Here is a 12,587-nt window from a genome sequence, read left to right on the forward strand (position 1 = left end):
TTGTTGACCGGGTCGGCGATCAATCCCTTCCGGTGAAGTCGATCCGTCACGTCCCAGTCAAAGCCTTTCCAAGCACACCGTTCATTGTGCAGGGTCAGCCAAAGCAGCGCCAGGACTGCATCATCAAATCTTGTCGGTGTCGATCTCCATCGCTGCAGCTTAACACAGACCGCACCCGCCGCGGCCCAGACCGGAGGGATACATCTTCGCGACGGTTGGCACCGTTGCAATCCTGATCTTCGTCCCATTGGGCAGCCCGGAGAGCAGCCGATCCGGCTAGACTGTGGAACCGCACGTTCCATCTAAGCTGGTAGGCTCACGTCGAGCAAGCACGCGTAGGCAGCATAAGGACGAATGCCACATGATGTTCCACTCAGGCAGGTGTCGGATCGCCGTTTAAGCGACAGCTATTCGGTTTGAGCGGCTGGTGAACCTCGAGAAAGGATAATGCTGCGTCGGTATACCGACGCAGCCCTTGTCTCAAGCGTTATGTTATTTGCCCTGCAGGAAATCCATGAACGGAGGAAAGGTCAGCAGCAAACCGATGAGCAGAAGGGCAAAAGCGCCGACATTGACCCTGCTCATGGCCACCGTCTTGTTCCCCCAACGACGGGCGAGGATGAACCACGCCACCAGCCATATAATGATGGCCACGGTCGTCACGCCGGAGAGAGCTCCAGATGGCTTATAAAAGGTCAGCAAGCCGTTGATGGCCTTCGATGCGTCGCCGGCGAGAGCCAGGATGCCGATAGCGGCGCTACCGATGCCTGCGGCGAGAATGGCCGCCGCGCCCGGTCCATTGGGTATAATTTCGGGAATCTTTTCAACGCTTTGACTTTGGCCGACGACCGGCTTCTGCGAAATGGTCATGGCTGTTCTCCTTCCGGCTGCGCGGCCGGTGGCTGCACTCCAGGTGTTTGGGCTGGCGTCTGGGGACCCTCCGGCTCCTCTCCTTGTATCAGTACGATCGATTGGCCTCCGCGGACGGGAGCGTATTTATTGAGGAACGCGCCCAGTGCGCCGGCTGCGCCCGTCGCGAAGAAGGCCGCGACCGCAAAAGCCAAGACCGAGATGCGCATGTTGCGGTGCTGAACGATCGCTCGTCCGTACTTCATGGTGACATAGGCCACCATGGTCATTGCGATCGGCGCCAGCCAAGCGACATGCTCCTTCCATTCCATGCCGAGAGAATGCCACTCGGATGTTCTTGGGCTCGACAGGAGAAGGCTCCGCGGATAGTCCGAAAGATCAGTCACCCCGGCCGGCGGAGCGGCGCGGTACCACGGATAGACGCTATAGGCGCCAGAAAACACCGTGAGCCAGGAGAGAACCACCATCGCAACAAGCCAGAAGTTGAGCAGCGACTGTTCCCTTGTGCTCATTGGCGGTGCCCCTGGGGCCGACATTCTGTAGAGACCGGCAATGGCGCCGGAAAATGCGAGCATGAAAAGCGCGCCGAAGCCCATTCCATGCAGCACCGTCATTAGATCTCGAGTGGTGATTTCCATCAGAACCTCCGTAACCATTCGGCACGCAAAACGGCCGGAATGGCTTAGAGGTACCAATATCGATGTTCGACAGGACAATCTTTGATTTTGCTCAAATCTACCTTGCGACCTAGCCAATTCTGATCTGTGGCTTCGCTCAGGATTGGACGCTCAAATCGCCGAGATCCGCGTTCTCGCTTCGCTGATCGAGACGTGCAAGCTGAACGACATCGAGCCGCTCGGCTACCTGGCCGACGTGCTCGCCAGGATCGTCAACGGCCACCCCAACAGCCAGATCGACGATCTCCTGCCCTGGGCCTATCTCGCCGTTCCCGAGTTAAAGGCCGCGGCCTGAGAAACACCGCTCACCGTGGCTCGACCCTGTAAACTCGATCTTTCGTAGAACTCGACCGTGCCAAGTTTGACCCAACCGCCTGCGAATTTACTTGGCGCAACCGAGAGGCGCTCGGCCTCGATGGCCGCTTATCCCGTTTGCTCAAGTGGTACCATATCTGGTGATTCCTGATGACAGTGCCGAAGCCCAACCCTATTGGGCGCCGACATGGGCGAGGCTCTCTTCGGGGGAGGACTTTGACTAATACTAGCATGTTCCGGGCCAGCTTTCTCATAGCAATGACTATTGGTGGAGCATCGATCAGTTTAGGTGACGATCAAGCGCCAAACTATGGCACTTTCGTCACCAAAATGCAGGTGTTCGCAGGCATGGTGATGTCCGAACATACTCTCTCACCCGCCGACTTGGCGCACATGGATGAACTGGAGCAGAAGGCTAAATCGACACTTAATCCATCCGAGTTCGATCAGGTGCACAGGATCGCTGTTTCGATAAAGTCGTTTGCAGCCAGACTAAAGGCTGGAACAGCCTCAGTCGCCCCGCCTACAAGCTCTCAGGGCGGCAAAGGGCTATTGCTGCTTGATCTAATATACGCGACGGCGGACTACTGCTACCATCACAATGATGTCTCTTTCAGTGAGACTGACGTCGAGAATATACGGAAGGCCATGAAGGCGATTTCTGACAAGTCAGACTTGGACCAGGCTGCCAAGGACCAAAATTGGAAGTATGGTCAGTACGCGCTGAATCTGGCTCTTACACAACCAACATCCGAAGTCTGTGCGTCGGCTAGGACCCAAGCAGCATTGCTGCTTCCTCAGGCTATCAATCCAGACAAGAACCCGTTTTAAGGCACGGCTCACGCATCGGCACCTGATCCAACTGTACATGGCGCACGTGTGAGCGACACATCGCTTACACTGGAACTAGAAGCGGCCAAATTGCTACTCGGCCACGACACTCGCGCCGCGCTCGTGGCCACCCTTCAGAGGGAGCGGCTGGTCACCAAGCAGAACCCTGACCACAACGTCGCGGGCATCGCGGGCATCAAGGGAGTGCCGTGCGATCAAGTCGCTACATTCGGTGACGATCTGATCGGCGTCTTGAATCACCTTGAGCTCCTTGTAGCGATCATGCCGATGCAATCCCATGCTTTCACCAACAACTTCAAGGATATTGATGATGCGGAACGGCCAATCGCGCTCGTGTGCACACAATTCGCGATGATCGGAATGATAAACAGCAACCAGCGCATCAACGCCCGCGTCACGCGCCGCTTCAAGTTCTCTTTGCTGCAACTCACGCTTGAACTTTGGCAGGACACCGATATGCACGCTCTGCAGACCCACCGCCGGCTGGTGCAGATCGATAAGCTCAACGCCGGGGACCATCCTTAGGATTTCGGTGGCGGCTTCCACGGCGCCGGCTACGCCAGGATGCTTGTGCAGCGCGACGCGCATATCGACCCTGTGCTGCAGGTGCGGCTTCAACTGCGCCAGCCGGTCGCCGAGGAACCGCATGAACGGGTTCATCTCGAACGGGCGTGAGCCGCGCTGTCGTTCCACCGTCGGCAGGATGGTTTCCGTGAACTGGACGTAGCAAGTCGGACACCAGGTGATCACCTGTCCCGACCTCGAGTGCGACAGCTTCTCCATGCTGTTCGATCCCAGCCGACCGGCCATCTCGGCGTCCCCGGACTTGAGCTGGGAAATCCCGCAACAATGGCTGGGGCCGCCCATGACCCGATAACTGACGCCGACTACATCCATGATATCGAGGGCAAGCAAGGCAATGTGTGGCGTCTTGAGCACGTTGCAGCCGGTGTAGAACACGAAATCCGCCGGCTCGGCGGGCGTGGACACTGACGTTGACTTTTGACCCAGCCGTTCCAGGACCTCCGCATCGAGCTGCAGACGCGAAAGCATCGTTACACCGCGGCTGACCTCACGGTATCTCTCCACGCCTTGCCGCCGTCGTTCAGAAAGCTCTTTATCGGACTGCGCGATGCTGAGGCGTGCCATGGCAAGGAGAAAGCGCGGATTGACGCCGTAGTCGCACGCCTTGATACATTCCCCGCTGAGCATGCAGGAGGCTGCCCAGTTGCGGGACCTCTCCGGACCGTCACCGGTGCGGACAAGATCGAGGATACCGCCGATGAGGTCTTCGGGCTGCGCATCCGAGATGCCGGCGGGCACTAGGCTCGGACAAACCTTAGCGCATTTGCCACATCGCGTGCAGCCGTCAAGCATATCCTGGACGCGTTCGCCCAGAGCCGTCTCGAAGGATGTCTCGTCCACCGGGGGCATTGCGGGCTCCGACTCTGCAGACGAATGGTCGTACGCGCGCATTGGCAACTCAGAACCTAACATAACAATCGGCAACATTGAAGGACGAGGACGCGAGATCCGCGGCATATGGAAAAATCTCAAAGTGCTTCCAATGACGATATTTCGATATTTCACGCAGCTTCTAGGACTCATCGTTGAGGACACGCAACCACCGATACCGACATTCGCTAGTGGTGGCGATTTAGCATCACACAGGTGGGTAGGGTGGGCCCGGCGAGCGACCGGAATTGCCGAGACCGCGATTGGTCTGCAGGAAACGAAGTCATCCTTGGGTCAAATTCCGACTCTTGGTCCGCTGCAACATTGCTCCGACTTCCTCGCGCGCCGAGCGTCCGAAATGCCACCGATCCTGCCGACATCATAGCAGGCCTCGAGAAGAGCCTTCGTCTCGAGCACCTCAGCCCGGACCTGTTCGCTCGATGGAAGCAGCGGTTGGCGATTGAGCAGCATGGAATCGCCAAATTCATGCGTGTGGTATCGGCACGCGGCAAAGGCTACGGAGGCCTTGGCGAGCAGAGCATCGTCGGCAAAGGCGCGCAGGAGCTCAAAATGGCTTTCGCCGGGCTGGTGGACGCCTGTGAGAATCGCGTCAACCACCCGAAGCCGCGTGCCCCGCACGATGCGCCCAGTCGCAATGCCATTTCCGGCACGCACACTGCCGTCGGGATTGGCGGCTGCCTCAAGTGCGCGCACTACGCTCGTACCGATCACGATGATGCGGCTGCCGCGGAGCTTCGCCCGCGCGACCTGCGTCGCGGTGCGCTCAGGGATGCGGTACGACTCGTCGAAAGGGAGGCGCGAGTCGAGCGCGGGATCGCCGGTGGAAGAAACGCCCGCGGCATGCGTGAGCGTTGCGAAGCCGACGTCGCGCCGACGCCAGGCTTGGAGCGTAAGCCAGTCGAGCGCAAAGCCTGCCGATGGCGCCTCGAACGCGACCGGCCCGGCGGCAATCTTCGTCCAAACATCCCACAGTGCCAATGGCTCGGGAACATGCGCGTATTGGATCGGCCGGCCGTGCTGCGCCAGTCCCGCAATCACGGCTGCGCGATTGCCTGAGAAGCGCAGCTCGAGAAGGCGAGGATGGTCAAGAAGGCGCGCGACGACGGCTTCAAGCGGGCCGAGCCGGAGGCGATCGCCTGTTGACAGCGGAGGCGGAGGCAGCCGGTCTTCCGTGCGCGTGCGGTGATCGCCCGCGCCGAAGGCAAGTGCCACGAAGCGGGTTGGATCGGGAAGGGACAGCCAGCCTGCCAGGCGGATCTCGATCGCCTCGCCGCTGGGGACATGCGTGCCGTGCAAGCTGGCTGGCAAGGTCGCGGCGTCATTGGCGACGATCAGGTCGCCGGGATTGAATAGCGTCGCAAGTCCAGCGCGCGGCAGGTCACACATCGCGCCGTTCGCCTCGACGACCAACAGCCTGGCGGCGCGCCGAACGCGACGGTCGGCGGCAATCATCCATGTGCCCCGGCGAGAGGCGTTGCGCGGACCGGCAACGCGTCGAGCATCTTTTCGATGATCTCGGCAGCAGCCAGCTCGGGGCGCTTCAATGTCGACGGATCGGCGTCGGGAAGCGCCAGCGCGTGCAGCGGGGTGTCCATATCGCCGGGGTCGAGCGCGAGGAGCCGGATGCCGTCGGCTTTCGCCTCCTCGTCCCAAATGGCCGTCAGATGGGCAAGAGCGGCCTTGCTCGCGCCATACGCGCCCCAGCCGGGATAGGCGTTCACCGCCGCGTCGCTGGAGATGTTGATCACCAGCGCGCCACGGCCCCCGCGTGCGGACGCGGCGAGCGCGCCGAACAGGGCTTTCGTCAGCCGGAACGCGCCGACGAGATTGACCGCAAGCGCTTTTTCCACTTCCTCGCACTCGGTATCAGCAAGGAGCGCCAGAGGGACAGGGCCGAGGCTCGACGCATTGTTGATCAGGACATCGAGCCCGCCGAGGCTCGCCGTGACCTGCAACGCGATCGGGTAGATGTCCGCCTTGTTGCTGATGTCGCCGACAATGCCGTGCGCACCCGTCTCATCGGCGATGCGTTCGACAAGCGCGGCGGTGCGTGCGACGAAGGCGACGGACGCACCCTGCTCGGCAAGCTGCCGCACAAGCGCCAGTCCGAGGCCGGATGTGCCGCCCGTGACCGCCACGCGAAGTTCCTGAAGGCCAATATTCGTCTGCATAGCCGGGCTCCTTCAATCTGTTCGACCCGTGCTACAAGTTCAAGTTAACTTGAGGTCAAGCGGGAATCGTGCTTTCGTTCACGCATGGATTCCATGCTGACCATCACCGACGTATCGCGGCGCAGCGGTGTCGCCTCATCGGCTCTGCGTTTCTACGAGGAGCGCGGGCTGATTGCGTCCGAGCGGGCCGGCTCGGGACACAGACGCTATCCGCGATCGGTGCTGCGCCGGATCGCCTTCATCGTCTTTGCGCAGCGAATTGGGCTGACGCTCGAGGAGATCGGCGCCGAGCTCGCCAAGTTGCCAGCCGATCGCGTGCCGTCGCGTCGGGATTGGTCGCGGTTGTCGGGCCAGTGGACCAAGCGCATCGACCAGCGCATCGCCGAGTTGCAGCGACTGAGGTCCGGGCTTACTGAGTGCATCGGTTGCGGCTGCCTCTCGATCGACCGATGTAGCCTTGCGAACCCTGCCGACATGGCAGGACGCAAAGGGCCAGGGCCGCGGTATTGGCTGGGGTGAGTTGGCAGCGTGCCTGTCACTATTGCAGAGCGGCGTGCATATCGGCAGGGCGTGTAGCGTTCGGCCGGACGGTCCATGCCGAGTGTGATGCGGGCGTTCTGCGTTGAATTCGTCGATGAAGTCATTGAACCTGGCCTCCTGCTGCTGAAGGAAATTGGCGCCTGCCGGTTTGGTGGTTTCCTTCTTGAGCGTCAGATGCATGCGCTCGTGGCGGCCGTTCTGCTGCGGGCAGCCGGGCCTGAGCGCTCGATGTCGATGCCCAGGCGCAGCCACCAGACCGACAGCTTGCTGAGATTGAACAGCGCATTGGGGCTGGCGAAGGGAATGCCAAGGATCGACGCCAACTATCGAGCCCCAACGCAGGGCCGCGAAACTCATTGGCCCAGCAAGTCCAGCGCCCGTTGCGCTGCGATGAGGTCGACGACCGGATATCTGGTTTCAAACGTGTCGATAACGGATCGTAGGCGCGTCTCGGCGTCATTGACACGACCTTGCCGTGCCAGAATTGGTGCTAGGTGCGTTGTAGCGCGAAGCTCGAAGAGTCTCGCTTGCTGCCGACGGGCAGTAGCAATCGCTGTTTCGAATAGGTGTTTGGCACCCGCCAGGTCACCTCTGTCCGCGGCGATTTGGCCACGAAGCCGGACGCATTCTGCCAGGTAGGACGCTTCGTCCGTATCGAAAACCAGCGTATCGACATCATCAAGCATTTGGGATGCCTCTTCGATGCGACCGGCCCGTAGGAGTAGATCACAAAGCGCGCATGTTTTCTCAGGGGTATGAAATACGACGCCCTGCCCACGCCAAACAACCATGCTCTCTCGGACGTCATCGATACCGGCGTCCAGTTCTCCTAGATGCGAGCGGGCATGGCCACGCCACCTGATGCCGCTGCTTCGACGCGCCGTGTAGCCATGACGCTCGCAAATCTCGACGATCTTCCTAGCGTTATCGAGTAGTTCCTCGTATTGACCAAGTAGCGCGCACAATTGGCACTGCACGAGAAGATGCCACGCGAGGTCGAAAGGCTTATCGAGCTGGTCAAAATTGCGCATCAGGCGCTCTTTCTCTTCGACTGCAGCGTCAAAGAAACCCAATATGATCAGCGATTCGCTGAAATATGCTTGGGCAGAGACACGTTGATCCGCACCGCCGAACAGAATACGATGACTTGGGTCAACCCGATCAATCAGATCTAAGGCCTTGCGCAAGGCCTCCGCTGCCAGCGGCTCTTCTCCCCGGTTGGAATGAGCGATCCCCTTTGCCGCCCAAAGACCACTCAGATGGGCCGTTGGAAGGAGATCGGCACAGTTTGCGAGCTGCTCTTCGGCCAGGGTCAGGTAATCTTGATTGCGCCCAGCGGCATAAAAAAATGGAGCGAGTGAAAGTGCAACGTCACATTGCAATTCGACCGATGCAGTCTTCGCGGCTGCAAGACGTGCATCTTCAAGCGTCTTCCCAAGGCGCTCAGAACGATACCCTTCTGCCTGCATCAAGGCATTGGCCATCGCAAGGTGGAGACGTGTCACCCGTTCGGCGCCATCGGAGACGTCGCCGAGTCTCCTGCTGCAGTCAATAGCACTGGCAAAGTGCGACACGGCTTCCCGGGTAGCCGCTCTGGCCAGAGCGGCCCCTCCCGCCTTTTGCCAGTGATCGACCGCGCCCGCCCAATCCCCCGCTTCCTGAAGATGGTGCGCGAGGAGTTCGGGTTGCGCTTCAGTAATCTCGGGCCACTTTTCCTCCAACCCGTCAGCGACTCGCTTGTGTAGCTCCTGGCGTTTAACGCGCAGCAGCGTGCCATACGCTGCGTCCTGAACGAGCGCATGCTTGAAGAGGTATGTGGCCAGCGGCCGCGTCCCGCGGCAGAACACCAGACCGGCGCCGACGAGTTGATCCAGTGCGCCGTTTAGCTCGGCGGCATTTCGCTGTGCTACTGCTGCCAGCAACTCGTAGGAGAATTCCCGACCGAGAACCGCGCCGACCTGGGCAACGTCCTTGGCGGCAGAGCCGAGACGATCAAGCCGCGCCATCAGCGAGGCATGCAGCGTGGCGGGCACGTTCAACGCAGTCGCAGCAGCTTTTGAGAGCACTGTCCTGGCGTTGCCGCCCTCCAGCACAGCCTTGGTCAGCTCCTCAACGAACAGTGGCACCCCATCCGTGCGCTCGATGATCTCCGCAACAACGTCGGCCGGCAGCTCTCCGGTGCCGACGACCCGCTGGACCAGCGCAGCGCCTTCACGACAGTCGAGCCGATTGAGGACAAGAACCGTGACGTGCGCCTGCCCCGTCCACGGCGGTTGAAACTCGGGGCGAAACGTGAGGAGAAGCAGCACTGGCAGGCGCGGCACCCGCTCGATGACTAGGTCGAGCAGCTCGCGCGAGCTGGGGTCGATCCAGTGGACATCCTCGAAGAGCATCAGCACCGGACCTCGTCGCGCCAAATCTTCGAGCTGCCGGAGAAGCGCCTCGAAGATTTTCTCTTTCTTCCGCTGGGGCGTCAGTTGGAGAGGAGGGAAGCGACCTTCGGTCGGCAACGACAGCAGCTCGGCCAACAGCGCGACGTCCTCCGGCGAGGCCGCGGCAAGCAGGGCTGCAAGCTTATCCAGCTTTCTCTCAGGCGGGTCGTCGCGCTCCAAGCCGGCGGCACGTTCCAGCTGCGCAATGGTCGGGTGGAGCGCGCTGTCTTGATGGTGCGGCGAACAGAAATAGCGCAAGGGGGTGTGTGGCTCATTCTGGATCCGCTCCTGCAAGGTAACGGTGAGGCGCGATTTTCCGATGCCGGGCTCGCCCGAGAGAAGCACCACACGACCTTCACCACTTTTCGCACGATGCCAGTGGCGCTGCAGCAGGTCGACCTCCTCCTCACGCCCGACCAGCGGCGTGGGCGTCGCGCCATGTAGCGCCTCGAACCGGCTTTCGACAGCGCTCTCACGAGTCACTTGATAGGCATGGATCGGCTCCGGAAAGCCTTTCACCTGGACGGCACCAAGATCGCGATACTCGAAAAGACCGCCAACCAGCTGCCGCGTTTGCGGCCCGATCACGACCGCGTCGGGCTCGGCAAGAGCTTGCAGGCGGGCGGCGAGGTTCGGCGTCTCGCCCACGACGCCGCGCTCTTGCCCTTCGCCAGAGGTGATCAGATCGCCAACGACGACCTGCCCGGTGCCGACGCCGATACGAACCCGCAATGGCTCGGGCTCTTGGAGTCGCCTAACGGCATCGACGAGAGCAAGGCCAGCGCGCACTGCCTGTTCCGCGTCGTTCTCGTGCGCTTGTGGGTAGCCGAAATACACCAACACGCCATCGCCCATATACTTGGCGACAAAGCCGCCGAAGTGCGCGACCGTATCGGCGACACAGCGGTGATACGCTCCGATGATCTCTCGCAGGTCCTCTGGATCCAGACGCGACGCGAGCGCCGTCGAACCAACGAGATCGACGAACATGACCGTCAGCTGCCGGCGTTCGGCAACCGGCTCCGAGGCGCCAGGTTGAATTTTGATCTCGACAGTGCTCGGCTTGGAGCGGTCTGTAGGCGGTCCGAGCTCTGCGATCGCCTTGAGGAGCCGCTTGCGATGGCCGAGTAGAATACCGAGCTGCTGGAGGTCGGCGTCAGTCAACTCGGGCAGAACTTCCCCATCGATAGCGTTGTCGCGAAACGCCTGCTGGTATTGCTCCAGCCCGAGACGTCGCAACCAAGCAGCAATGTCCACGACAGCTCCCCAAGGCCGTACCTCAGCACGCGATACTAACTCAAATGCCGGGAATTTCGAAGAATGTTGGCTTGGAGAGCCGTGGTCACTGCCGCATGTTGTGATGACAGCTTATGGCCGCAAGGCAGACGAACGCTCCACTGATCAAGCGGCTGCATTGGATTAAATCTGCGCGTTCAGACGGATAATACGCGGCCGGAGTTAGGTGCCTTCACTTAATGGGTGCCTCGGACAGTTCTCTCCTTTGTTCCGGCAGCATTTTCGAAATGCACATCATCATCAATGGACGATTTGGCGCGCCGAAGAGGACGAAGATGAGAACAGCTGAAGCATCAGCGCAGTCAGGCCGAAATGATCGCCCACAGCTGCGTCGCCCCCATCGCAAGCATGAGGATGACGCTTACTCCGATGAACAGCGCCGTAGGTATCTGCTTCAGGTGAGCGCCGAAGCGGCTGCCTGAGAAGTCGTCGACTGCGTCATCCAGCATCGCCTTTAAGTCATCCAGGGCGGCTTTGGCTGCCAAGACCCCATAAACTGTGATTGCGACCACAATCGTCGCGAGCGCGAACCTGGCGGCCAGTCCCGCTGATGGCGCGTACGCCAGTATCGCGAACATGGTCGCGATACTGGCGAAAAAAGTGATCGCATATGTCTGCGTCAGATGGGCAAGTCTCGCAGCCGCCGCCGCCAGGTATTGATCCACAGTGAGTTTCGCCATGTGCTCCTCCGGCAACGACCCGCTTGTGGGACCGAGTGGCAAATGAACTTCCCGAAATTGGCGATGGTCTAAAATCGTGATCATGCAGCGCCCGCCGCCCAATGCTAACCTTCATTTCGCGGGATCGGAGTTCCATATGTCCCGGTAAAGCTTCCAGCTGCCGTCCTGTCCTTTCTTCCAGACCACCACATACTTCCCGGCGGCATCCACCAGCTTCGAATCCTTGCCCGGGGCCTTGAGGGAGAAAGTCCCGGACTCGAACGCAAAATCTCCGCTTTCCTGGACCTCAAGCGTGGTGAGCTTGAGCTCCGATATGCCCATATCGATCGCGCCCTGCCATAGCTTTTGAATATTCTGGCGGCCGTCGACCCGCGCCATATCTGGCGGGAATGCGGATGCGTCATCCGCGTACTTCGAGGCAACCGCGGCTGCATCCTTACTGTTGTATGCCTTCACGAACTCGGCATTAGCGGCTTCAATGGCTTCTTTCGCAGACTGGGCCTGGGCAGATCCGAGGCAGAGCGACGTGACAGCAACGACCAGCAGACAATGCTTGAAAGTCATTTCATCCTCCCGTGTTCTGGTCTCTAGTTATTCCCCGTTTGAGGTTATCACACAGACTTCCTGGTGGTCGCCCCGCCGCGAGATCATGACGTCCATCTGGTCGCGGCGTCACAGTGCTCGCAGGCATCCCGGCATTCCCCGGTGACCGCTTCGCCGTGACCGGCTGTAGCCGCGGCGATCACGCTTGCCAGCCACGCACATCGTCGCGTGCACCGAAGGTGCCCCAAACGGTAATCGCAGTCGTCATCACGTAGAGCACCGGACATGCCAAATGCCCGTTGGACTTTGCGCTGGACGATGCGACCTCAGCTTCTAGTTTAGCATTTACTAATATGCAAAGCAAACGCAAGGGGCTCCGGCGGGACCGATCCTATCCTTCACTATAATGCGGCATCAAACGATTGCCCTCCAATCGATTTCAGCGACGTAAGAGCGACTAAGAAGTTCTTGCACGCTCAGGCTGAACGCCGCCGAAAGTGGAAGAGCGCTTCTTCGATAGTGGGTTTCGCGATGTAGCGGTCCTCCGCTACCATCATTACAGCTGTCCGGCCCGGAGACATCGGTAACAGTTTGTACCTAAGACATGGTGGACTGCACCCCTTCCGTGAGACAGTAATCAGTAACAGTTCTCCCTGCTGTGGATAGCGTTTGATGTCGTTTGGCGTAGTTGCATGAGATCGGTTTCGTATTCGTCCGGCGAGAGATAGTCGAGGG

10 protein-coding genes and 3 pseudogenes are annotated in these 12,587 nt (G+C 60.2%); 3 read left to right on the forward strand and 10 right to left on the reverse strand.

All coding sequences use genetic code 11. The features are described from left to right. The 3 genes and pseudogenes from EN853_RS34990 to EN853_RS32465 form a co-directional block, all read right to left on the reverse strand. A pseudogene (locus EN853_RS34990) lies at positions 1–150 on the reverse strand (DUF6429 family protein); the annotation flags it as partial. Positions 151–492: 342 nt separating this feature from the next. Next, a complete protein-coding gene (locus EN853_RS32460) occupies positions 493–870 on the reverse strand; it encodes a hypothetical protein (protein WP_127862986.1) in 378 nt (125 codons plus the stop codon). After that, positions 867–1,508 (reverse strand): hypothetical protein, encoded by a 642-nt coding sequence (locus tag EN853_RS32465; protein ID WP_210234827.1) that lies wholly within the window; start codon positions 1,506–1,508, stop codon positions 867–869. The genes EN853_RS32460 and EN853_RS32465 overlap by 4 nt, the downstream gene beginning before the upstream one ends. A 169-nt stretch (positions 1,509–1,677) precedes the next feature. On the opposite strand from EN853_RS32465, the pseudogene EN853_RS32470 reads away from it, so the two are divergent. Both EN853_RS32470 and EN853_RS32475 read left to right on the forward strand, forming a co-directional pair. Next, positions 1,678–1,842, forward strand: a pseudogene (locus tag EN853_RS32470) (transposase domain-containing protein); the annotation flags it as partial. A gap of 251 nt (positions 1,843–2,093) precedes the next feature. Next, positions 2,094–2,693, forward strand: a complete 600-nt coding sequence (locus EN853_RS32475; protein WP_127862985.1) for a hypothetical protein — start codon at positions 2,094–2,096, stop codon at positions 2,691–2,693. A 93-nt stretch (positions 2,694–2,786) separates the two neighbouring features. Here EN853_RS32475 and EN853_RS32480 read toward each other — a convergent pair whose 3' ends face one another. From EN853_RS32480 to EN853_RS32490, 3 genes are all read right to left on the reverse strand, one after another. Next, positions 2,787–4,148 (reverse strand): (Fe-S)-binding protein, encoded by a 1,362-nt coding sequence (locus tag EN853_RS32480; RefSeq protein ID WP_127862984.1) that lies wholly within the window; start codon positions 4,146–4,148, stop codon positions 2,787–2,789. A gap of 315 nt (positions 4,149–4,463) precedes the next feature. Continuing rightward, positions 4,464–5,642, reverse strand: coding sequence for an S-adenosylmethionine:tRNA ribosyltransferase-isomerase (locus tag EN853_RS32485; RefSeq protein WP_127862983.1), 1,179 nt, complete (start codon positions 5,640–5,642; stop codon positions 4,464–4,466). After that, complete coding sequence (locus EN853_RS32490) at positions 5,639–6,361, reverse strand: SDR family oxidoreductase (protein ID WP_127862982.1); 723 nt, start codon at positions 6,359–6,361, stop codon at positions 5,639–5,641. The genes EN853_RS32485 and EN853_RS32490 overlap by 4 nt, the downstream gene beginning before the upstream one ends. 84 nt (positions 6,362–6,445) lie before the next feature. Here EN853_RS32490 and soxR point away from each other — a divergent pair, with 84 nt between their 5' ends. After that, complete coding sequence (gene soxR / locus EN853_RS32495; RefSeq protein ID WP_127862987.1) at positions 6,446–6,880, forward strand: redox-sensitive transcriptional activator SoxR; 435 nt, start codon at positions 6,446–6,448, stop codon at positions 6,878–6,880. A gap of 87 nt (positions 6,881–6,967) precedes the next feature. Here the strand turns inward: soxR and EN853_RS32500 are convergent. From EN853_RS32500 to EN853_RS32515, 4 genes and pseudogenes are all read right to left on the reverse strand, one after another. Next, positions 6,968–7,173, reverse strand: a pseudogene (locus EN853_RS32500) (integrase core domain-containing protein); the annotation flags it as partial. An 81-nt stretch (positions 7,174–7,254) separates the two neighbouring features. Then, positions 7,255–10,590 carry an adenylate/guanylate cyclase domain-containing protein gene (locus tag EN853_RS32505; RefSeq protein ID WP_127862981.1) on the reverse strand — a complete coding sequence of 1,112 codons (3,336 nt, stop codon included), beginning with the start codon at positions 10,588–10,590 and terminating at the stop codon, positions 7,255–7,257. Positions 10,591–10,931: 341 nt separating this feature from the next. After that, entirely contained in the window at positions 10,932–11,309 is a 378-nt protein-coding gene (locus EN853_RS32510; RefSeq protein ID WP_127862980.1) for a hypothetical protein, read from the reverse strand. 111 nt (positions 11,310–11,420) lie between these two features. Continuing rightward, positions 11,421–11,873, reverse strand: coding sequence for a DUF4440 domain-containing protein (locus tag EN853_RS32515; protein WP_127862979.1), 453 nt, complete (start codon positions 11,871–11,873; stop codon positions 11,421–11,423). Between the last annotated feature and the right edge of the window lie 714 nt (positions 11,874–12,587).

This window comes from Mesorhizobium sp. M1C.F.Ca.ET.210.01.1.1, assembly GCF_004791585.1.
Taxonomy (GTDB): Bacteria; Pseudomonadota; Alphaproteobacteria; order Rhizobiales; family Rhizobiaceae; genus Mesorhizobium.